Raw genomic sequence first — 21,512 nt, forward strand, 5'->3', positions numbered from 1 at the left:
GAGAGGATTTTGATACGGCCAAGCTATTCAGCGAAAAACACTTCGTGAAAGCTTGACCGGCAACAGAGTATCTACAGCTCATGTGCCTTTAGCGTTGAAAACAGTTTGCAACAAACCGTTGCGCAGCAGCCGTGTAAAACAGCAGGATCACTCTAGCGTCTGCATAGCGCAGGCATCCCTGCTCGAATATACGGAGCCCTGCTGGTAATGGATCAAGCCTCTTCACCCACCCGGCTGACATCTCGTGAGTTTCGCGGGATGGTCGCCATTCTCCTGTCTATTGCCCTCGCCACGCTGGATACGGCCATCGCCAATACAGCATTGCCCAGCATCGCAGCTGACTTGAATGCATCGCCTGCCGCTTCGGTATGGGTTATCAACGCCTACCAGCTCGCCGCTGTGGCGACTTTGCTGCCATTTGCCGCGCTAGGCGGCGTCATCGGCCATCGCAAGGTTTATCTGGGCGGACTGATTCTTTTCGTGTTGTCTTCGGCGCTGTGTACCTTTGCCTGGTCGCTGCCGTCCCTGACCATCGCCCGAGTCATGCAGGGGCTGGGAGCGAGCGCCATCATGGCGGTCAATGCGGCGCTGATCAGTTCGATCTTTTCTCACGAACGCCTGGGCCGAGGGCTCGGCATGAACGCGCTGGTGGTGGGCACTTCATTTGCAGCCGGTCCCACCATCGCCTCTTTAGTATTGTCGGTCGCCAACTGGCCCTGGCTGTTTGCAATCAACCTGCCGCTCGGGATCTTCGCCCTGGTATTCGCCTGGAACTCTTTACCCGCCAGTAAGCCGGGCACCCTGACTTTCGATCGTCTGACCGCTGTGCTCAACGTGATTACTTTCGGCGCACTGATATACGCTCTGGGTGAAGCGGCCCAATTGGGCTCAAAAACCAGTGTGTTGATCGCTCTGGCAGCCTTTCTGATCGCGGGCGCATTGATGTTGCGCCGCGAAGCCGGTCACCCGGCGCCGATGTTCCCGCTGGATTTGCTCAAGCGGCCGATGTTCGCCCTCTCCGCCCTCACCGCTTTCTGTTCATTTGCCACCCAGGGGCTGGCCTTTGTCTCGCTGCCGTTCTTTTTCGAAACCGTTCTGGGCCGCGACCCGATCCAGACCGGATTTCTGATGACTCCATGGTCGGTGGTCGTGGCTATGATCGCGCCCATTGCCGGACGCCTGTCAGACCGCTATGCGCCAGGGATGCTGGGCGGTATCGGGTTGGCGATTTTATGCGCGGGGATGATTTCGCTGACGATGATTCCCGCCGACGCCAGTGCGTGGGAAATCGGTATTCGCATGATCATCTGCGGGCTCGGTTTCGGGTTCTTCCAGGCGCCAAACCAAAAGGCTCTGATGACCAGCGCTCCAAAAGAGCGAGCCAGCGGTGCCAGTGGCACGATCGCCACCGCACGCCTGATCGGGCAAGCAACAGGCGCAGCACTGGTCGCATTGAGCTTCGGTATCAGCGGCGAACATGGACCGGTTCTGGCGCTTGCCATTGGTGCCGGTTTTGCGGCTGTTGGCAGCATTTCCAGCGCATTGCGGCTGGTTACAGGCAAATCCCCCGCTGCCGCAAGCTGAACGAACCTCACATAAAGTGAAAATAGTGCCGTTCGTAGGAAACCTTCTGCAGAGTAAGCCGTCCCAGCTATGATGGCACAAGGCCTCTCAATACCGAGACCACTCTGCGGCTGTCCGGAACGTCTATGCAATTATCATTACAAGCCGAAAAACAACGTCTCGCGGCGATCCGCGCCATCCAGTGGCTGGAAACCGCCGCTGACGAGAACTTTGATCGCATCTGCCGACTGGCTTCAGCCTATTTCAACGTACCCACCGTGTTGGTGTCGCTGGTAGAGAAGGATCGTCAGTGGTTCGCGGGCAGAGTCGGCTTTCCGAAGCCGCAAACCCCTATTCATCAGTCTTTCTGCGCGCACACGATAAAGCAGGAAGGCGTCATGCAGGTCGTTGATGCCTGCGCTGATCCACGCTTCATGGATAATGAGCTGGTGACGGTTGATGGCGGCATCCGTTTCTACGCCGGAGCCCCCCTGATCACGCGTGACGGGCATGCAATAGGCAGCCTGTGCCTCATCGACAAATTTCCTCATCAACTCAGCCATGCCGAAACACTGGTCCTTCAGGATCTGGCCGAGATGGTGATTTCGCAGATCGAACAGCGACAACAGACCAGCATGTGCAATGCCACAAGCGGCCTGCCCAATCTGCGCCAGTTTCTGACCGACAACGCAGGTCCATGGCTGGATGCTGAGGCTTCAACACGGGTACTGATGGTTGTCGAGATTCTTGAAAGCCAGTGGGCTCATGGCTTTGCGCTTGAACAAGACTCCGGACTCATTGATGCAAAGGCGAAGGACATCACCGCTCGCCTTAGCCAGGCGCTGGGTGAAGAGCTGACGGCTTACCATATCAGCGAGCGCCACTTGTGCCTGTTGATTCCTGCCAGACCTCAGGATCAAAGCGAGTTGATCCTTACCCTCAGCACAATGGTTTGCGAACCCTGCGCCGAAGATTCGATATCCACCTTGCCCGGTCTTCGCATAGGCATTGCTGTATGCGGAGATGGAAAACAATCAATCGGTGATCTGCTGCGCAAGGCCCGCTCCGCAGCGGACTTAGCCGCCCGGGATGGAATTGACTGGGCTGTCTGGGATGAAAACCCGAATTGCGCGTCTCGTCGCTCCGACGCCCTGATTCACGATGTCGCTGGCGCGCTTTCCAGAGGCGATATTTCGCTGGTATTCCAGCCACGCTTCAGACTTGAGGATGGCCGTCAGGTCAGCGCCGAAGCATTGCTTCGATGGAATCACCCAGTTTTCGGACCGGTATCCCCCGCTGAGTTCATCCCGCTGATTGAACGTTCCGGGCAAATCAGCATTGTGACGCGCTGGGTTATCGACAATGCCCTGGCTGCCGCTGCTGGCTGGACCGACAGCGAGGCCAAGGTCTCGCTCAATCTTTCAGCTCTGGACTTTCAGCACATCGATATCGCAAAGGCGTTGAAAGCGGACTGCGAAAAACACAACATCGGCCCGCATCGGGTCGAGGTTGAGATAACCGAAGGTGAATGGATAAGGGCCAGCAACAATGTGCTGGCCCAATTGGCGGAGATTCGCGCGCTTGGCGTGGATGTCGCCATCGACGACTTTGGTACAGGCTACAGCAACTTCGCTTACCTGCATGAAATCCCGGCAAACGTGATCAAGCTGGACAAGTCGATCATTACCGATCTGGAAAACAAACCACGCAACCGCATCATTGCTCAATCTGTTTTTCAGCTGGCGCATCAGTTGGGCTATCGAACCGTTGCAGAGGGAATCGAAACCTTCAAGTGCATGGATCTGGTCAGGGGCTACGGTTGCCATGAGGCACAGGGCTTCTTTCTAAGCCGACCGCTTTCAGCCGAACAGATCATGCTGACAATGATGGGCAGCCCTTTCCTTTTGAGCGCCTGACCTTCACTAACTCGTGTGTGCGAGAGTTACTCGCCGCTCTTATAGGGCGGGTACTTGTCGTCGCCATTCACGCGTTTGTCCTCGTCAAGGTCATGCCCATCTTCAGGAGACTCTGCTGGCCCCACCGGATCGACCTGCGGGTCTGCCAGGTCAGGAGAGTCCGGGTCAAAACCCAGATCCTGCTCGGGGTCACGCTGATTGGTCGCCATACTCACCTCCTGGTAAATGCCCAACGGCGTTGGGCTACTCACTTAAGAAGCAGGGCAGCTCGCAAAGTGCAGCGTAACTGACGAGCGGGCCCTCATCCCTGCTGTGGCATGGCCGAAGAGTGATGATTCAGGATCAGCCATTCACCATTAATCTTCTGATAGAGGTAGGTATAGCGTGCCTGCACCTGACGTTTGCTGCCGTCAGCCTCGGTAAGCGTGAAGGTATACACGCCGGTGTCCAGCGCCTTGTTTTCATTCAGGCGACGAATCTCACGGAAGTTGACGACCCCGACTGGTTTCAGCACCAGGAAGTGGTCGAAGTAATCCTTGATCTCCGCAGGTGTAGTGCGCACTTTATTGGATACAGTGGGCTGCAGGATTGCGTTCTTCGCGTAAAGAGCGGTTACCTTGGCGGAGTCACCCGTCTGCAGCGTACGATTCCAGCGCTCGAACAGCGCGGCGATTTCACGATCTTTGACATCAGTCGGTTGCGGGGCGATCTCCGTGTAGGAATGCGGTTTGACCGGCGCAGTGTCGACAGCATGGACCAGGGGCGTTGCCAGAATAGCGATCAGCGCCACAGCAGAAATTTTTATGTTCAGCTTCATTTACGGTATTCCTATCGGCTTTTGGTGGAGCTACTGTGCCGCGTCTCGAACGTGCGGCAATCAGCCGATTGGTGCGATCTGTCTATGCCATTTGGCAGATAGCGGCACCACACCGGAAAAGGTCTAATGGCGCCACTTTTTGCCGAATGGATCCGGCCCCTGTGTTGGAGCAGTACATGCACAAGCCTTCCGATGATCCGGCCAGCGCGCTCAATCTGCGCAGTCAGTACCGTCAATGGGAAAGTCGTGCCGCGCGATTGAGATTGCTCGTCGACACCGGCCACGAACTGACCCGCCTTTCGCCCTCCTCAATGCGCCAACGCGCAGTACAGAGAGCCTGTGCATTTCTGGCGCTGGATCAGGGCATTCTGCTTGAATGGACCGGCGAGACGCCCTCGAGGTTGAGCGCCAGCCATGGCAATCCACAACGCTTTCAGACACTGACGACACTCCTCGACAGGACCATCCTGACGCCGGAATGGCGAGTTCAGCCTTGTGCAGAAATCCCCTGCGTATTGCATCTACCCCTACTGGGGGCCGACGGCGAGCCCTTCGCGGCCCTGCTGCTGGCCAACAGCGCGAACATTGCAGCGCCTGATACCGAAGACCTGCAGTCTCTTCAACTGCTGGCCACCCTGCTCGCGGCACATCTGGAAAACAGTCGTTTGCTCGATGCGCTGTCGGCACGCGAGCGGGCCATGTCCGAGCTGGTTCATCGTTTATTCAGTGCTCAGGAAGATGAGCGCAAACGGGTCGCCTACGACCTGCATGACGGGCTGGCACAAACCCTGGCAGGTCTTCACCAACGCCTGCAAGGTTTTGCCAGCCAATGCCCTGACCTCTCTGAGCCGTTGAGTCAGGAGCTGTCAACGATTCTGCAACTGGCGCAACGCTGTGTCGGCGAGGGTCGACAACTCATCGGCGGCCTGCGTCCGGTTGTGCTGGATGACTTCGGTCTTCTTCAGGCCATAGACAAGGAGGCGGATCGCTTGCGCGAAGCGGGTCACGCCGTGCAATGGACGGCCAAATATGCCGAGCGATTGCCCGATGTCATTGAAATCACCTTATTCCGCATTGCACAGGAAGCCATCAACAACGTCCTCAAGCATGCCGGTCCCTGCAGTGTCAGGCTTGCCCTGCAAATGCGCGGCGCAGAAGTTGCCGTGCTGATTGAAGATCAGGGTCGAGGGTTTGCAGCCCGGCAAGCATCGAGAAATGGCTCGACGGAAGGGTTGGGACTGACGGCCATGCAGGAGCGCACTCACCTTGTCGGTGGCCGGTTTGAATGTGCCAGTCAGCCGGGCAAAGGTACACGTTTGAGTGCCATTGTCCCGCTGGGCAACAACGAGGTCCCGGCATGAACAGAACAATAAGACTGGTCATGGCAGACGACCATGAAGTGACCCGCGCAGGTTTCATCTCGCTGTTGGCTGGACATCCGGAGTTTGAAGTCGTGGGGCAAGCCAATGATGGTCAGGAAGCCCTGGAGCTTTGCGAACGCCTGCGCCCGGATATCGCCATCCTTGATGTGCGCATGCCGATCCTCAACGGCCTCGGTGCCGCACGCCTGCTGCAACAACGCATGCCGGAACTGAAAGTGGTGATGTTCACCATGGACGACAGTCCGGATCATCTGGAAGCGGCTATTGCAGCCGGGGCTGCTGGCTATCTGCTCAAGGACGCCAGTCGCGAGGAGGTCATCAATGCTCTGCGTCGGGTCGCAGCCGGAGAGGACGCGCTGAACAGCGCGATGAGTGCACGTCTGCTGAGACGTATCGCCACCCGCCGGGCCGCCGGTTCAGCGCCTCGGGAAAACCTCACCGAACGAGAGCGTCAGGTTTTGGGACTGGTTGCCGGAGGATTCAGTAATCGTGAGATTGGCGAAAAACTGGGTATCGCCACCGGCACCGTCAAGGCCCATGTCGAACGCGTCATCAGCAAGCTTGATGCCTCTGACCGAACCCAGGCTGCGGTGCGCGGCATAGCCCTGGGGCTGGTTGCCCAGCCTGACGGAAACTGGACATGAGTCGCTGGTCGGATTTGCCACTCAGGGGCAAGGCGCTGATCGCAATCGCCCTGCCGCTGGTGATCCTGTTGTCCTCACTGGTGCTGATTTACCTCGCCGAACGGCAGACCGCTCGTGCCGAAGAAGATGTCCGCCGGGTGCTGCTGGTGCAAGGAGATATTCAAACGGTTCACACCCTTCTCGCCGAGGCAGCCGCCAGCGAACGTGGGTATCTGCTCACCCATCGCGAAGACTTTCTGCCAGCCTACAACAGCGCGCGGCCATTGATTGATGCGGCCTTGCAGCGTCTGGATGCCAACGTTCGTGACCCTGAAATTCGTGATCGCCTGCAACTCATCACTCCGCTGATCAACATCAAGCTGGGGGCCTTGGCAAAACTGCGTGAGGGCAACGGTAAAGACCCGGCGCTTGTCACCGATATTCTCGTGAGCAACAAACAGGTGCTCGACACCTTGCGAGAACAGATCAGCGCCATGCGCAACCGTGAAGCCACATTATTGGAAGAACGTACCGCAGCCGCTGCTGAAACCCGTGAGCGGCTGGTGTTCGCCACGTTTCTGGCCGCCTGCTGCGGGGTATTCGCCGCTGTCGCGGCAATGCTTTTGCTGTCCAGAGGCATCGTCAGCCGGGTCGAGCATGTGAAGCGCAACGCGCAATTGCTGGCTGCGGGTCATCCACTGATGCCGCAACCTGCGGAAAAGGACGAAATAGGCCAATTGGGCACCCGTCTGGTGGAGGCCGCGCACCTGCTGGCCCAGCGTGAAGGCGCGTTACGGGATAACGAAGAACGCTTGCGACTGATCATCGACGCGGTCAAGGATTACGGTATTTTCGCCCTGGATGCCAGCGGCCGTGTCACGACATGGAATGTCGGAGCAGAGCGAATAAAGGGCTACAGCGAACAGGAAATCATCGGTCAGCCGTTCTCCGTTTTCTATTTGCCGGAGCAGTGCCCTCAGCGTCCGGAAATGGCTTTGCGAGAAGCCCGAAACAAAGGCTATTTCATGGAAGAGGCCTGGCGACGCCGCAAGGATGGCAGCCGCTTCTGGGCCAGTGTGGTTATCAGCGCCCAGTACGATGCCAGCGGCACTTTGCGCGGCTTTTCCAAGGTCACCCGGGATATCAGCGACCGTCATGCCGCCGAAATCGCTTTGAGCGCAGCCCGGGAAGAAGCCGAGCGCGCCAGCCGCGCCAAAAGTGAATTCCTGTCACGTATGAGCCATGAGCTGCGCACCCCCTTGAATGCCATTCTCGGCTTTGCGCAATTGCTGGAAATTGATCCGCTGCCGACGCAGCGTCAACAGATCGGACATATCCTCAAGGCTGGCCAGCACCTGCTGACCCTGATCAATGAGGTCCTCGACATTGCCCGTATCGAGTCAGGGCACCTGCCGGTCAATCTGGAGCGCATTGCGCTAGGCTCCGTCCTGCACGAAGCGCTGGCGCTGGTTGCACCTATGGCCAGTGAAGCGCGGATCCGCATTGCTCCCCTGCCAGTCATTCGCCCCGACGAAGGTGTAATCGCCGACCGCCAGCGATTGATGCAGGTGCTGCTGAACCTGCTCTCCAATGCCATCAAATACAACCGCACAGAGGGTGAAGTGACCCTCCAGGTAGCCCGCAGTGGCCAGATGCTCTCGGTGACGGTATCGGACACCGGCCCCGGCATTGCCAAGGATCAATTGCACAAATTGTTCCGGCCCTTTGAACGTCTGAACGCCGACCATCAGGTTGAGGGCACCGGTCTTGGATTGGCGCTGAGCAAGAATCTTCTGGAAATGATGGACGGCAGCCTTCAGGTACTCAGCGCTACAGATGAGGGGTGCAGTTTCATTTTAAGTTTGCCCCACGCCGTCATTAAGCCGGAGACGGCTGTGGTCGCGTCGCAAATCAGCACAGTGATTGATAACCCGGAGCCAACTTCTGCGCCCTATCGGGCCAGTGTGCTGTGTATCGAAGACAACCTGGCCAGCCTGACACTCATAGAAACCTTGCTGCAGCGGCGCTCGGGCATTCAACTGTTCTCAAGCATGCAGGGACAGATGGGCCTGGATCTGGCTACGCGACATGCGCCGGACCTGATTCTTCTGGATATCAATCTTCCTGATATCTCCGGCATCAAAATACTGCGCCGCCTGCGTCGCGCTGTACAAACTGCAAATATCCCGATCCTGATGATGACCGCCGACGCCACGCCGATGACTCACAAGGTGCTACGCGAAGCGGGCGCCACAGCCATTCTGGTCAAGCCGATCAACGTCCGGATGTTCTACGACCAGATTGATCAGTTCCTCACGGAGCCTGTATGACTCAAGACCTTCGTATCCTGCTGATTGACGATCAGCGCGCCAATCTCGAACTGATGGAGCAGTTACTCGCCCGTGAAGGACTGCTTAACGTCCTGAGCACTACCCAGCCCACGCACACACTGGAGCTGTTCAATAGCTTCGAGCCGGATCTGGTAATCCTGGACCTGCACATGCCTGAATTTGATGGCTTTGCCGTGCTCGAACAACTGGGGCGGCGTATCCCGCCCCATGAGTATTTACCCATTCTGGTACTCACCGCCGATGCGACTCGTGATACACGGATACGCGCTCTGGCTTTAGGTGCAAGGGACTTCATCAGCAAACCCCTGGACGCACTGGAAACCATGCTCAGGGTCTGGAACCTGCTGGAAACCCGCGTGCTCTACAAGAGCCTTCGGCAGTTGCTGCCGGCGGAGCAGATTGAATTACTGCAACAGCGGCGTGGGGGGAGCACGCCACGAGAGTTACGTTAGCTGTCCATGGCACTGCGCTGTCGCAAACCTCGAATCTGGAGCTGCCGAAGGCTGCGATCGCGGTGTGTCAGGAGAAATGCTTCGCAGCCTTCGGCAGCTCCTACAGACAAGTATTTCAGCAACCATCTTGCCGCGCGCTTATCTCGTTACGCAGCAGCCGGGCCAGCGCTTCAACCGAATACGGCTTTTGCAGAAACGTAAAGCCCTGGGAGTTTCCCTGAGCCAGAGCGGGACTGTAACCACTGGTCAAAACAATCGGCAGCTGCGGATACAATCTCTGGACTTCAAGAGCAAGTTCCACACCGTTCATGCCTGGCATTACTACGTCGGAAAATACTGCCTGAAAGGTATCAGCCCGATCTGCCAGTACCGCCAAGGCCTCGACCCCATTCCTGACCCAGTGAATGTCGTAGCCGAGTTCTCGCAACGTCTGGCTGGAAAAATCGCCAATTTCGGGGTTGTCCTCAACCACCAGCAACCGGGCGCCTTCGCCGCTAGTCTGCAGTTCCATATCCAGTGCCGCATATTCCGCACTCGGCGTAGCGATGGACCGAGGCAGATAGAGGGTAAATTTACTGCCTTCGCAAAACTCGCTCTCGACGATTACTTCGCCCCCGGACTGTTTGGCAAAGCCGAAGACCTGTGACAGCCCTAGTCCTGTGCCTTTGCCGACATCCTTGGTGGTGAAGAACGGGTCGAAAATGCGATCCAGCAAGTCCGGCGCAATTCCCGAACCGGTGTCGATCAATGACACCGCCACATAATCGGCAACCACGGCAGCATGGGTCCGTCGAGCGGGTATACTACCGACCGGCTCGACACAAATCCTCAACGTGCCCTCGCCGTTCATGGCATCCCGGGCGTTGACCGCCATGTTGATCAGCGCAGTGTCGAACTGCCCGGCATCGGCATTGATGTAGCAAGGCTGCGCTGGAAGCTCGACCACCACTTCGATACGTGCACCGGTCAGTGAACTGATCATCTCGCCGATGGCCCGGACGCTCTTGCCTGCGTCAAAGACTTCAGGACGCAGGGTTTGCTGACGGGAAAACGCCAGCAGTTGCCCGGTCAGTTTGCTCGCCCGATCAACCGCATTGGAGATCGCGTCGATGTAGCGCCGACGTCGTTCCTCGTCCAGATTACGCTTGAGCAGATCGGTTGACGCTTTGACCACTGTCAGCAGGTTATTGAAGTCGTGAGCCACACCACCGGTCAATTGACCGACCGCTTCCATCTTCTGCGACTGGCGTAATGCGGCTTCGGTGCGGCGCAATGCTTCTGCGGCCTCGCGTTCGACCTGAACATCGCGGCCGACGGCATGGATATAGGACTGATCAGGTACAGCCGTCCAGGATATCCAGCGGTACGAACCGTCCTTATGCAAATAGCGGTTTTCAAAGCTGGAGAAGCTAATGCCTTGAGAAAGCTTCGCTGCAGCGGCCGCTGTGCTCAGTTCATCATCCGGGTGCAAAAACTCCAGAAACGATCTGCCAACCAGCTCATCTGGAGTCCAGCCCAGCAAATGACTCCAGGCCGGATTAACTGCCGTGATGGCACCTTCAAACTCGGCGATCAGCATCAGGTCAGTGGACAGCCGCCAGATACGGTCGCGATCCTGAGTTCGGGCTTCAACCCGCTCTTCGAGCGTGGCATTAAGCTTGCGCAAATCTTCTTCCGCAGCACGAGTGGCGGTGATATCGCGAGAAATGCAGAGGATCTTCTCCACCGTTCCTGCAGCATCGAACATCGGCGTCACCTGCACATCCCACCACCTCGGCGCGCCCAGATAGGTATTGGCAAACCCCTGAAAGCGCCCAGGCAAACCGGCCTTTGCACGATCAATGGCTGCCTTGGCGTCGATGTGCCCCTGATCTTGCCAGAAGTCAGGCCAAGGGCACCCGCGTACGGCGTTGAAATCGCTGACTTCCATGACACGCATACCGCCTTCGCTCATGAACGCCAGGTTGCCATCCAGATCAATAACCTTGATGCAGTCGTTACTGCTGGCCAATACGCGGCTGTTGAATTCTTCGGTATCCCGCAACGAGGATTCGATACGCAGGGCTTCAGTCACGTCCTTGAACAGCATCGCAATGCGGTTCTGGGCATAGTCATCGATCTTGTAGGCGTAAATTTCATACCAGCGCCCGTTGAGGGCAACAGCGGGAGCATTAAAGCCCATCGATTTGCCGCTCAATACAACTCGTGCATAGACCTCAAACCAGGGCACCGGACGCCCTTCGGCGATGTCCCGCAGACTTTGGCCGATCTGCTGTTTAAGCTCGGTCATGCTCTCGAAGGCAGCGTTTATCTCAACGAGATGGCAGCCCGCCAATGCATCTTCTGCATACGACACTTCCAGCACACAGAAGCCGATATCAATGTTGCTGAACAGTGCACGGTAACGTTCGTCGCTGGACTTGAGTTGCTGGTCAACGCGCACCGAATGAGTGGTTTCGACGGTATGGCACAAAACGCCGAGCACCGACTCTTCGAGCTCGTCGTAGATCGGCGAAAATGAAAATGTCCACCAGGTCTGCTCTTCAACGCCATAGCGCGCCATGCTGATCGGCTGATTTTCGTAACGACTGGATTCGCCAGCAAAAGCACGCTCCACTACCGGACGCACCTGCTCCCACGCGTCAGCCCAGAGTGTGGTGACGCTCTGCCCCAAGGCCCCTTCAAGACGCGGGCCTAGAATGGGCCGGTAGGCATCGTTAAAAAAGAAATTGAGATCCTGCCCCCAGAGCAGATACAGGCTTTCGGGTGAGTTAAGCATGATGCTCAACGCCGACCGTATCGGCGCAGGCCAATTCTGCATAGGACCGAGGGGGGTAGCAGCCCAATCAATAGCTCTGATGGCTGCGCCGGTCTCGCCGCCGGGAAGCGTGCGTGAAGTCGGGCTGATGAGGGGGGTCATGGGCATTTACTGACTGCTAAGGCGTCACAGGACGAAGATCATCGGCCGAATCAGCGCAAGAGAACCGCTGAGTCTGGAGTGCTGGCAAACAAACGCAATCATCGCAGTTTCTGCAGGTACTGGCTAATTGCAAACAGATTGACCCTTGGGACGCAAAAACGTTCTGCGTTCGCTGAAGAAGCCTATGCAAGCCTTGTTACACACGGCTGCCGTATACTGACGGGCCGCACCCGCACTTAAGGAATGAATGCCAATGCGCGCCCCGTCCTCTGCCATCGTTGTCGAACGTTTTACCGAGGCCCACGCCGAAAGCGTAACCGCTTTGTACAACGTCCCTGCAGTTGCCCGGCAAGTCCTGCAAATGCCTTTTCAATCCGCTGACATCTGGCGTAAACGGCTGGACAGCAGTAACGAACGACTGATCAGCCTCGTGGCACTGCATGAAGGGACCGTGGTTGGGCAAGGCTCGCTGGAGCAGTTTTCCCGCATCCGCCGCAGTCATTGTGGCTCGATCGGCATGGCCGTCGCGCAGGACTGGCAAGGCCAGGGCATCGGCAAACAGCTTTTGACTGCGTTGCTGGAAGTGGCTGATAACTGGATGAAACTGCGCAGGGTCGAGCTGATGGTTTATTCAGACAATCAGGCGGCAGTGATTCTCTATGAAAAGCTAGGCTTCGAAACCGAAGGGCTGCTGCGTGATTATGCCGTTCGTGATGGTCAGTTCACCGATGCCCTGACCATGGCGCGCATTCGGGCCTGACGCAGGACTGCGCAGGACCTGTGGGCCGGGATTGCCAGCGATAATCTGTAAACCCAATCGCGGGCAAGCCCGGCTCCCACAGAACCTACGAAAATCTGCAGGAACTGTTTCAGCCTGAAGGACGTCGGGGTATTCGCTCAATTTTCTTCGGCGGACAAACCGCCCTCCGCCCAATACCGGTCCCACGTCTGCTCTCAAGCTGCTCATTGCTTGCGCCAAAACCCGGCAACATTACACGCGCGCAATCCCGCACGCTGAAACGATTAACCTTTAATTCAATATGTTTCCGGTTTTTACGGAACTAGCCCGACTGACCACCCCCTAAGCCTTCAAGCCAGCGGTCTGGCAAGGCTATTTTCCGTCAATCTGCACCAGCATCGGAACGTCCCCTGCCCAGCCGCGTCATCGTTCAATCAAAGGATCTGCAGTTCATGTCCTCAAACACGACAACCGCCTCCTTGGGCGGCGATAAAGGCGGGCAGCATATTTCGGCCCGCAGGTTGGTATTCATTTCCGTACTCGTTGCAACCATGGGTGCCCTGGCGTTCGGCTATGACACCGGCATCATCGCCGGTGCGCTGCCTTTCATGACGCTGCCTGTTGAACAGGGCGGACTAGGGCTGAATGCTTTTACCGAGGGGCTAATCACGTCCTCGCTGATTGTCGGCGCAGCGTTCGGATCGCTGGGCAGTGGTTATCTGTCCGACCGTTACGGGCGCCGCGTTACCCTGCGCCTGCTGTCACTGCTATTCATCGCGGGAGCCTTGGGTACCGCCATCGCACCGTCGATTCCGTTCATGGTTGCCGCTCGCTTTGTGCTGGGCATCGCGGTCGGTGGCGGCTCAGCCACGGTACCGGTGTTCATTGCGGAAATTGCCGGCCCGAAAAAACGTGGCAGACTGGTCAGCCGCAACGAACTGATGATCGTCAGCGGCCAATTGCTGGCCTACGTCCTCAGTGCTCTGATGGCGGCCTTGCTGAGCTCGTCGCACATCTGGCGCTACATGTTGGCTATCGCCATGCTGCCCGGTATTTTGCTGCTGGTCGGCACATTCTTCGTCCCGCCTTCTCCGCACTGGCTCGCCGCCAAAGGGCGCTTTGACGATGCCCAGGATGTGCTGGAAAAGCTGCGCGATACGCCTGAAGAGGCCAAGCGCGAAGTCGAAGAAATGAGGTCGCAGAAGGAAAACGCCCGCAAGCGTCCGCCTGTTTCCGAGCTGCTGCGTCAGGGATGGATAATCAAGCTGTTGCTTATCGGCATTGGCTTGGGTTTCACCGCTCAGTTCACCGGCGTGAACGCGTTCATGTATTACACCCCGATCATTCTCAAGACCACTGGCATGGGCACTAATGCCGCTCTGACAGCCACCATCGGCAACGGCGTCGTCTCGGTCATCGCCACCCTGCTGGGCATCTGGGCTATCGGTCGTTATGGCCGTCGCCATTTGCTGATGACCGGATTGGTGACAGTGATTCTGGCCCAGATCGCCTTGGGCTGTGTACTGCAATTCATGCCGCAGAACCTGACCCAGAGCTATGCCGCCCTCGCCTGCATCCTGTTGTTCCTGCTGTTCATGCAGATGTGCATTTCGCCGGTTTACTGGCTGCTTATGTCTGAATTGTTTCCTTCGCAGATTCGCGGCCTGCTGACCGGTACGGCGGTATCCATGCAGTGGCTGTTCAACGCAGCGGTGGCATTTCTCTTCCCAATGGCGTTGGACACGCTGGGTAACCCCACATTCTTTGTCTTTGCGGTAATCAACGTCGGCTCTCTACTGTTTGTGTTCTTCTGCCTGCCGGAAACCAAGGGCAAATCACTGGAAGAGATCGAGAAACACATGAAAAAAGAGCTGTAAACACCTCGGGCCTGCTGCTCTAATCGCAGGAGCTTGCAGGCCTGATACGCTCAATGGCTCAGTAATACACCCGGCGGACGCTCGAACGCTCAAGCGTCCGCCAATTTTTTTTGCGAGGATTCATGAGTACCTCTGCCGACACCCAACAGACCAGCTGGATCAGTGTAGGCGCACTGGCAGTAGCAGCTTTCATCTTCATCACCACCGAGTTCGCCCCGGTGGGTCTGCTGTATGCCATTGGCAGCAGCTTCGACATGACCGCTGCGCAGGTGGGACCGATGCTGACGGTCTATGCCTGGACGGTGTCACTGATGTCCCTGCCCATGATGCTGCTGACTCGCAACGTCGAGCGACGGCTGTTGCTCAAAGTGGCGATTGGCACGCTGATCGTCAGCCACATCGTCCTTAGTCTTTCACCAAATTTCACCATGGTGGTGATCAGCCGGATCGGCATTGCCTTGGCGCATGCGGTGTTCTGGTCCGTCACGGCTTCGCTGGCGGTACGCCTGGCCCCGGGCGGTAACCGTTCGCGGGCATTGAGCCTGCTGGCGATGGGCGCTTCGCTGGCCATGGTATTGGGGATTCCCATCGGCCGCGTGCTGGGCGAAAGCATGGGTTGGCGCGCGACGTTTATCACCATCGCAGCCGTCGCAGCGCTGATCTGGTTTCTGCTGGCTAAAAAGCTTCCCCTGCTCCCGAGTCAAAACAGCGGCAGCCTGAAAAGCCTGCCTATCCTGTTCAAACGCCCGGCGCTGGTTTCTCTGTATGGCATCACGGCACTGGTGGTCACCGCCAACTTTACCGCGTACACCTACATCGAGACGTTTGTGCAGTCGGTTGCGGGCTTCAGCGAAGAAACCACCACCTGGATGCTGCTGCTCTTTGGCCTGGCCGGACTGATGGGGTCGATTTTCTTCAACACCCTGTACACCCGCTTCGCCAACCACCTGACCACGATGGCCATCGGTTCTTTGTGCATCTGCCTGACATTGATGCTTTGGGCTTCATGGAGCATTTACACGTTGGTCGTGGTCTTTGCGCTCTGGGGGCTGGCGATGTTGTGCTTCGGCATTCTGATGCAGTCGCAGGTCATCCAGCTGGCACCCGATGCCACCGATGTCGCGTCCGCCATGCACTCGGCCATCTACAACGTCGGCATCGGTGCCGGTGCACTACTGGGCAGTATCGTGGTGCATCACCTGGGTTCGGCATGGGTCGGCTTCGTCGGCGGGTTCCTGGCCTTGTGTGCCCTGATCATCAGTCGGATAACGAGCCAGCGCTATGGCAGTGCTGAACCGGGACCTGGCACCGTTGACATCATGCACTGACGGACCTGCTCAGAAGCCTTCAGTTGAGCCGCCCGGTGCGTGATACCGGGTGGCCATGCAGACCAACGTCACTGACGCTTCCAGCACTCTGCATAGCGTTTGCAAACGCCATACTGTTCATCCATTTTCGCCATGCGCCTCATCTTTCAGTGCCGGATCGCCCTGCTCCACGCCTGATCCTTGCTGTGCTGCCAATCCCGATCGGCCTGGCTGTCGATACCGACATGAGGCTGAAAGTCGCTGGTGGTAGTGGCCTGACATTGGCGGAAGCCGTCATCCCAGCCCGTAGCGTACTTGCGATCCTCCAGGTAGACGGGCACGTTTTTGCGAAACTCACCGAGGGCGCCAGCCGCTTGCCGACCACTGCCACAGCCGTCGTCAAAGCCACTGGCATACGGCGCTGGATATCCTTGAGCCAGCAGTCGTTCCCGGGTGCTTTCACAGCCTGCCAACACAGCCACAGACAGAAACAACGACAACACCGCAATGGCACGTCCACCCGAGATTTGCATGTGCATGATGTCAGCCCTTCCCGCCTGCCGCTTCTATGGAGCCAGAGTTGAACGACGTCTGTGCTTGCGGACGATAGAGAATCCAGCGGTAGCAGAGCACACAAATCACCCAGTCAAAAAGTAAAGTCCAGACGTTGTGGGAAAGGAAATGCGCCCCCTGCATCATCCGGCCCACCGACAAAATCACGCCCAACCCGAGCGCAATTCCCAAGGCGATTCGTGCCCCTTTCAGATGGCGGTCCCGCAAGGCAAAGAACAAGGCCAGCAACGAGAAGCCGGTAGAAGCGTGCCCGCCCGGCCAGCAGCGGCCAGGTTTGAGGGTGTCCGGGCGCTGGCTGAGCAGTGGCGTGTAAGTCTCGCTGCCTCCAAAATCGCTCAGGCTCCACGGGCATTGCACGGCAGTCACCACTTTCAGCGGCGTAACAATGGCAGTGGTCAATGCAATCGCCAGAACGGTGTAACCCAGCGGCCTGCGCCATTCAGCAAGGCGGGAAGAAAACCAGCTGCTCAGATAAGCAATCGTCAGTACAACGAATAGCAGAATTACTGCCTGCTTGACGCGGTCGTGGAGGATGTCTTCCAGCCAGTAACTTTTACGTCCGATAAAGCCCTCTCCCGGCACATAAAACATCTGGGCGATGGAGAAATCCAAAGCCGTCGGATCGAGCAGCAACATCAACCCCATCAAGACGATGGGGATACCTAATGCGAGTCGAAAATCAAAAGGTCGCGATGCGCGAAGCGGTAGTGCAATAGCCATGGACAGGTTCCGTTATTGGATTACAGATGCAGTGCTTGTTAAGTGTTGGGGCTCTGGTGTGAACGGTACTGGCTCAATCCTGAGCTCTGCGCCTGGCCGGATCGGTTGCTGCAACGCCGAGCGGCCGTAGAAAAACAGCGCCACCAGCAACGTGCTCAACCAGACAAAAATGCCTGCCCAGAATGTATGCGACAGATAATGCCAGCCCTGCAAAACCCGCGTTGTGCCATAGACGAGGCCCAACAAAATTACGCCTGCCAGCAACAGCCTGGAGTGCTGCCAACGGTAGCGTCGCGCGACGAAATACACAGCGAAGAGGCTGAATGCACTGGAGGCATGGCCCCCTGGCCAGCAACGGCCAGCGCCCGCCTCACGCCACAACGAGAAGTTCTCGAACCATTCCTTATGCAACTGTTTCCCGCCATACAGCGTTGTCTCCACCGGACAATAAATACTGGTGTGGCTCTTGAGGTAATGGATCAGTCCGGTACTCAGGGCAAAGGCAACGATGACGAAAAAGAAATCGAGCCGGTGCCGCTGCAGAAATTTCAGCAGACTTGCCACCCGCGAGCGGGCGATGAATCGGCCGGGGCGTGTTTGACGATAGCGCTCCACACACGGCCAGACGAACGACAGCAATGCACCGATAATGGCTAGCTCACCCGTCCAGTCCGGAATGATCCGGGCCCACTTGTGAGTTACCTGTTCAAAAAGACGACTTTGACCAATGGGGAAAACGCCAGCGGCAGGGTCATAAAAAAGGTTGCTGAACAGCCGGTCGAGATCGGTCAGATCAAAGGCCAGGAACGTTATCAACGCCAACAACAATGGCACGCCCAGATAGCGGGAATAGAAGCGGGATCGGGCACTCAAAGCGTTCATTGATTCACCTGCCCGATCGTCATGTTTTTCCACTGCGCTGCGTCCATTGAACCGATGATGCTCGGCGCATGCTTACCGTCGACCCTTACGAACACTGCCTGGGTGTATTCGCTGGAGCGGTCGCCTGCGCGCACGCCCATCTTGCGTTCAAATTGATCGATGCAACCGCTGTGAGTAATCAGCACCAGATTCTGTGCGAGCTGCTTGTGCGCCAGAACAGCGTCTTTAAAACCGCTGTTGCATTCACTGGCCCAGCTCTGGGTCGGCACAGCTCGACCCAGAATAAAGTCAGCCGTCTGACGAGTACGGGTCAGCGGACTGGCAATGATCCGGGAGTTTTCAAGACCCATTTGCTGCAAGCCGACACCCACTGCCTGTGCTGACTGGCTGCCTTTGACAGTGATGCCATCAGCACTTCCCAGGCATGGGTTACCAGAGCGATCGCAACGTTCTGCGTGTCGGACCATGACCACCACATCTCCCCGGACCCAGCGGTCATACAATTTAGAATTGTTAAAGTTGTTATTAATACTTAGATCGACGACGGGAGTCGCTTTATAAAACCAGGCAATTAATACCACAGCAAAAATAGCCGCCGCCACGGACATTACTGAACGGCCGCTGAACATAGCCGTGAAAGAGGTTTTACCGGGAATAACTGATTCATTGATCAGGGTAGTGCTCACGCCTTCGCTCCTGCAAAAAGACCATGGCAACCGTCAGGCGTCGCGCCCTGAAGTTGTCGTACTGTGAGCAAAGCCTAAAGTTAACAACGTGGGAGAGCAGTGAAAACGATGTGAAAAATAAGTCGCAAACAGCCTGCAGAAATGTAGCTATTCAGCCGCCGTTCAGTTGATAACAATTAGCATTAATTTCTACAAGTACACCCACCTTTTATTGGCATGTTTTTCACAAAAATTTGATGATTCCCTGCCTAGAGTCTGCGCCATTGGAGACACCATGCTCAATCACTCGAGCGACCTCCCTCATTCAGTGAAGCGGAATCACATGTTTAAAATCAAACACCTTCGCCCCGAGGTAGCGACGGCGCTCGGCAGCGCCTTCCTGTTACTCGGATTCAACAGCACCCTTTGGCAACACCTCGTGAGTATTACCGACCACAACGCGATGCTGCGTCTGGCGTTCGGCATCATGTTGTTTGGCGTGTTTAACATCACGCTGACGCTGCTGGCGTTTCGCAAAACATTTAAACCGGTACTGATCACCTTATTCATGATCAGTGCGGGCGTCGCTTATTTCATGAGCCGCTATGGAGTCCTGATTGACGCCGGTATGTTAAGAAACTTTGCCGAGACCAACGCAACCGAAGTATGGGATCTACTGTCGCCTAAACTTTTCGTTTATATCTTACTGCTCGGCATCGTTCCGTCTTTACTGTTATGGAAAACCCCAATCAGTTATCGCCCACTGCACCGCGAACTGATCAGCAAGACTCTCGTCACTCTCGGCTGCGCCGCCATGACTGGCAGCGTGGCACTGGTCAACTATCAAGGGTTATCGTCTCTATTCCGTAACCACCACGAGTTACGTTTAATGGTGGTGCCCAGCAACTACGTTGGTGCCTCACTCGGCTACCTGCGTGAACAAGTGGTTACGGCGCAAAAACCTTTTCTGAAAGTCGGCGAAGATGCCACCCGAGACAGTGCCTGGGTACAGCGCCCACGTAAATCGCTCACCGTACTGGTCGTAGGCGAAAGTGCCCGGGCCGAGAACTTCGGCATCCTCGGCTATAACCGCGATACCACTCCGCAACTGCGAGCAGAACCTGGCGTGATTGCCTTTACCGACGTCCACTCCTGCGGGACTGAAACGGCAGTGTCGGTACCGTGCATGTTTTCCAACATGGGACGCAAGAACTACGACGCGCCCACGGCCAAAACCGAGGAAGGTCTGCTGGACGTGCTCAAGCGTGCCGGAATAGACGTGATCTGGCGTGACAACCAGTCCGGCTGCAAAGGCACCTGCGACCGGGTTACGCTGCAGGATGTCAGCAAGCTGAAAGACCCTGAGCTGTGCGCCAACAGTGAATGCCGGGATGAAATCCTGCTGCAAGGGCTGCAGAACTTCATTGAGCACCTGGACAAAGACACGGTGCTGGTACTGCATCAAATGGGTAGCCACGGCCCGGAATACTTCAAACGTTATCCGAAGGAGTTTGAGAAATTCACCCCGGTCTGTGAAAGCAATGCGCTGGATAAATGCAGCCGGGACAGTATCGTGAACGGTTATGACAACACGTTGCTCTACACCGACCACGTACTCGCGAGCCTGATTGATATTCTGCGCCGCAACCAGACCAACGTAGACACCGCGATGATTTACCTTTCCGATCATGGTGAGTCGCTGGGTGAATACAACCTGTTCCTCCACGGCACGCCCTACATGCTCGCCCCGGACCAGCAAAAACATGTGCCGATGATGGTCTGGTTTTCGGATAACTATCAGCAGTCATTTGCCCTTGATACGGTATGCCTGCAACAAACCCGTAATGCGTCTCTGAGCCAGGACAACCTGTTCCATTCAATGCTGGGTTTGTTGAAGGTGCATACTCACGTCTACGACCCTTCGCTGGATATGTTTGCAGGTTGCAGAAACGGTACTGCCGACGGCGTATTGGCCAACAAATAATAGACGTCATGTCCAGGACAGAAACAAGCCTGTCCCGGTAGACCACACAATAATGTGAGCCCGATGCGCATACTCGTTATCGAAGACCATAAAGACATTCTCGCCAACGTTTCGGAGTACTTCACGCTCAAGGGCTGTGAAGTCGTCGGTGCGCTGGACGGGCTGACGGGACTGCATCTGGCGACGACCGGCAATTTCGACGCGATCATCCTCGACCTGATGCTGCCCGGCATGGACGGCAATCTGCTCTGTCGAAAGCTGCGCGAAGACGCCCGCCAGCAGGTTCCGGTCCTGATGCTGACTGCACGTGATCAACTGGAAGATCGTTTGACCGGGTTCAACGTCGGCGCCGACGACTACATCGTCAAACCGTTCGCGCTCTCGGAGCTGTATGCCCGGGTTGAGGCGGTCACGTGGCGCTCAACCGGCATGAAGAAGAACGTGCTCAAGATCCACGACCTGACCTACGATCTGGACTCGCTGGAAGTCAGGCGAGGCGGAACATTACTCAAGCTCAACCCTACCAATATGGTGCTGCTCGAGTTATTGATGCGTAAAAGCCCAATGGTGGTTAAACGAAAGGAGTTCGAACAAGCCGTCTGGGGCAACAATACGCCTGACTCGGACAGTCTGCGCACCAGCCTGTATATGTTGCGCAAGACTATCGACAAACCGTTCGATATCCCGTTGCTGCATACCGTTCATGGCATGGGTTACAAACTGCAAGGGCCTCGGTAAGGA

18 protein-coding genes and 1 pseudogene are annotated in these 21,512 nt (G+C 56.8%); 11 read left to right on the plus strand and 8 right to left on the minus strand.

What is annotated here, in order from left to right; translation table 11 throughout:
- Positions 1-258 precede the first annotated feature (258 nt).
- Positions 259-1,584: an MFS transporter gene (locus tag RX972_RS23785; RefSeq protein ID WP_027902416.1), complete on the plus strand. Its 1,326-nt coding sequence runs from the start codon at positions 259-261 to the stop codon at positions 1,582-1,584.
- A gap of 125 nt (positions 1,585-1,709) precedes the next feature.
- Complete coding sequence (locus RX972_RS23790) at positions 1,710-3,479, plus strand: EAL domain-containing protein (protein WP_231677372.1); 1,770 nt, start codon at positions 1,710-1,712, stop codon at positions 3,477-3,479.
- Positions 3,480-3,505: 26 nt separating this feature from the next.
- On the opposite strand, the gene RX972_RS23795 is transcribed toward RX972_RS23790, so the two are convergent.
- Together RX972_RS23795 and RX972_RS23800 are read right to left on the minus strand one after the other, a co-directional pair.
- Positions 3,506-3,688, minus strand: a complete 183-nt coding sequence (locus RX972_RS23795; protein ID WP_099268623.1) for a DUF6021 family protein — start codon at positions 3,686-3,688, stop codon at positions 3,506-3,508.
- Positions 3,689-3,780: 92 nt separating this feature from the next.
- Positions 3,781-4,290 (minus strand): SgcJ/EcaC family oxidoreductase, encoded by a 510-nt coding sequence (locus RX972_RS23800; protein WP_231666232.1) that lies wholly within the window; start codon positions 4,288-4,290, stop codon positions 3,781-3,783.
- Positions 4,291-4,472: 182 nt separating this feature from the next.
- Between RX972_RS23800 and RX972_RS23805 the strand changes: the two genes are divergently transcribed.
- The 4 genes from RX972_RS23805 to RX972_RS23820 are packed head-to-tail and all read left to right on the plus strand — an operon-like array spanning position 4,473 to position 9,104.
- Positions 4,473-5,657, plus strand: a complete 1,185-nt coding sequence (locus RX972_RS23805; RefSeq protein ID WP_099268939.1) for a sensor histidine kinase — start codon at positions 4,473-4,475, stop codon at positions 5,655-5,657.
- Positions 5,654-6,322, plus strand: coding sequence for a response regulator (locus tag RX972_RS23810; protein WP_027902411.1), 669 nt, complete (start codon positions 5,654-5,656; stop codon positions 6,320-6,322). The genes RX972_RS23805 and RX972_RS23810 overlap by 4 nt, the downstream gene beginning before the upstream one ends.
- Complete coding sequence (locus RX972_RS23815; RefSeq protein ID WP_316879162.1) at positions 6,319-8,631, plus strand: ATP-binding protein; 2,313 nt, start codon at positions 6,319-6,321, stop codon at positions 8,629-8,631. Before RX972_RS23810 ends, RX972_RS23815 begins: the two co-directional genes overlap by 4 nt.
- Positions 8,628-9,104: a response regulator gene (locus tag RX972_RS23820; protein WP_099268620.1), complete on the plus strand. Its 477-nt coding sequence runs from the start codon at positions 8,628-8,630 to the stop codon at positions 9,102-9,104. The genes RX972_RS23815 and RX972_RS23820 overlap by 4 nt, the downstream gene beginning before the upstream one ends.
- Positions 9,105-9,219: 115 nt before the next feature.
- On the opposite strand, the gene RX972_RS23825 is transcribed toward RX972_RS23820, so the two are convergent.
- A complete protein-coding gene (locus RX972_RS23825) occupies positions 9,220-11,193 on the minus strand; it encodes a PAS domain-containing protein (RefSeq protein WP_410478258.1) in 1,974 nt (657 codons plus the stop codon).
- Positions 11,194-11,358: 165 nt separating this feature from the next.
- Positions 11,359-12,030, minus strand: a pseudogene (locus RX972_RS29640) (PAS domain-containing protein); the annotation flags it as partial.
- 241 nt (positions 12,031-12,271) lie between these two features.
- Here RX972_RS29640 and RX972_RS23830 point away from each other — a divergent pair.
- From RX972_RS23830 to RX972_RS23840, 3 genes are all read left to right on the plus strand, one after another.
- On the plus strand, positions 12,272-12,784 hold the full coding sequence (locus RX972_RS23830; RefSeq protein WP_080238327.1) for a GNAT family N-acetyltransferase: 513 nt from the start codon (positions 12,272-12,274) through the stop codon (positions 12,782-12,784).
- A 431-nt stretch (positions 12,785-13,215) separates the two neighbouring features.
- Complete coding sequence (locus RX972_RS23835) at positions 13,216-14,640, plus strand: sugar porter family MFS transporter (protein WP_122805466.1); 1,425 nt, start codon at positions 13,216-13,218, stop codon at positions 14,638-14,640.
- Positions 14,641-14,762: 122 nt separating this feature from the next.
- Entirely contained in the window at positions 14,763-15,968 is a 1,206-nt protein-coding gene (locus RX972_RS23840; RefSeq protein WP_122704867.1) for a sugar transporter, read from the plus strand.
- Positions 15,969-16,114: 146 nt separating this feature from the next.
- On the opposite strand, the gene RX972_RS23845 is transcribed toward RX972_RS23840, so the two are convergent.
- Genes RX972_RS23845 through RX972_RS23860 form a run of 4 tightly spaced genes read right to left on the minus strand, consistent with a single transcriptional unit; the run spans position 16,115 to position 18,808 of the window.
- Complete coding sequence (locus tag RX972_RS23845; protein ID WP_316879195.1) at positions 16,115-16,480, minus strand: hypothetical protein; 366 nt, start codon at positions 16,478-16,480, stop codon at positions 16,115-16,117.
- A gap of 10 nt (positions 16,481-16,490) precedes the next feature.
- Positions 16,491-17,240, minus strand: a complete 750-nt coding sequence (locus RX972_RS23850) for a phosphatase PAP2 family protein (RefSeq protein ID WP_255879849.1) — start codon at positions 17,238-17,240, stop codon at positions 16,491-16,493.
- A 12-nt stretch (positions 17,241-17,252) separates the two neighbouring features.
- Positions 17,253-18,122: a phosphatase PAP2 family protein gene (locus RX972_RS23855; RefSeq protein WP_316879171.1), complete on the minus strand. Its 870-nt coding sequence runs from the start codon at positions 18,120-18,122 to the stop codon at positions 17,253-17,255.
- A complete protein-coding gene (locus RX972_RS23860; RefSeq protein WP_410478256.1) occupies positions 18,119-18,808 on the minus strand; it encodes a histidine phosphatase family protein in 690 nt (229 codons plus the stop codon). Before RX972_RS23860 ends, RX972_RS23855 begins: the two co-directional genes overlap by 4 nt.
- Positions 18,809-19,130: 322 nt before the next feature.
- Between RX972_RS23860 and RX972_RS23865 the strand changes: the two genes are divergently transcribed.
- Together RX972_RS23865 and RX972_RS23870 are read left to right on the plus strand one after the other, a co-directional pair.
- Entirely contained in the window at positions 19,131-20,771 is a 1,641-nt protein-coding gene (locus RX972_RS23865) for a phosphoethanolamine--lipid A transferase (RefSeq protein WP_316879175.1), read from the plus strand.
- Between the two features lie 63 nt (positions 20,772-20,834).
- On the plus strand, positions 20,835-21,509 hold the full coding sequence (locus RX972_RS23870) for a response regulator transcription factor (protein ID WP_027897862.1): 675 nt from the start codon (positions 20,835-20,837) through the stop codon (positions 21,507-21,509).
- The last annotated feature ends 3 nt before the right edge of the window (positions 21,510-21,512 follow it).

Origin of the sequence: Pseudomonas syringae group sp. J309-1, from assembly GCF_032582135.1 — a bacterium.
In the GTDB taxonomy this organism is placed as follows: domain Bacteria; phylum Pseudomonadota; class Gammaproteobacteria; order Pseudomonadales; family Pseudomonadaceae; genus Aquipseudomonas; species Aquipseudomonas quasicaspiana.

Coding starts and splice junctions, on each gene's coding strand:
- RX972_RS23795 (WP_099268623.1), bottom strand. CDS start 3,688: ATGGCGACCAATCAGCGTGACCCCGAGCAGGATCTGGGTTTTGACCCG.
- RX972_RS23850 (WP_255879849.1), bottom strand. CDS start 17,240: ATGGCTATTGCACTACCGCTTCGCGCATCGCGACCTTTTGATTTTCGA.
- RX972_RS23835 (WP_122805466.1), top strand. CDS start 13,216: ATGTCCTCAAACACGACAACCGCCTCCTTGGGCGGCGATAAAGGCGGG.
- RX972_RS23825 (WP_410478258.1), bottom strand. CDS start 11,193: ATGCTGTTCAAGGACGTGACTGAAGCCCTGCGTATCGAATCCTCGTTG.
- RX972_RS23820 (WP_099268620.1), top strand. CDS start 8,628: ATGACTCAAGACCTTCGTATCCTGCTGATTGACGATCAGCGCGCCAAT.
- RX972_RS23865 (WP_316879175.1), top strand. CDS start 19,131: ATGTTTAAAATCAAACACCTTCGCCCCGAGGTAGCGACGGCGCTCGGC.
- RX972_RS23805 (WP_099268939.1), top strand. CDS start 4,473: ATGCACAAGCCTTCCGATGATCCGGCCAGCGCGCTCAATCTGCGCAGT.
- RX972_RS23790 (WP_231677372.1), top strand. CDS start 1,710: ATGCAATTATCATTACAAGCCGAAAAACAACGTCTCGCGGCGATCCGC.
- RX972_RS23810 (WP_027902411.1), top strand. CDS start 5,654: ATGAACAGAACAATAAGACTGGTCATGGCAGACGACCATGAAGTGACC.
- RX972_RS23785 (WP_027902416.1), top strand. CDS start 259: ATGGTCGCCATTCTCCTGTCTATTGCCCTCGCCACGCTGGATACGGCC.
- RX972_RS23815 (WP_316879162.1), top strand. CDS start 6,319: ATGAGTCGCTGGTCGGATTTGCCACTCAGGGGCAAGGCGCTGATCGCA.
- RX972_RS23855 (WP_316879171.1), bottom strand. CDS start 18,122: ATGAACGCTTTGAGTGCCCGATCCCGCTTCTATTCCCGCTATCTGGGC.
- RX972_RS23840 (WP_122704867.1), top strand. CDS start 14,763: ATGAGTACCTCTGCCGACACCCAACAGACCAGCTGGATCAGTGTAGGC.
- RX972_RS23830 (WP_080238327.1), top strand. CDS start 12,272: ATGCCAATGCGCGCCCCGTCCTCTGCCATCGTTGTCGAACGTTTTACC.
- RX972_RS23845 (WP_316879195.1), bottom strand. CDS start 16,480: ATGCAAATCTCGGGTGGACGTGCCATTGCGGTGTTGTCGTTGTTTCTG.
- RX972_RS23870 (WP_027897862.1), top strand. CDS start 20,835: ATGCGCATACTCGTTATCGAAGACCATAAAGACATTCTCGCCAACGTT.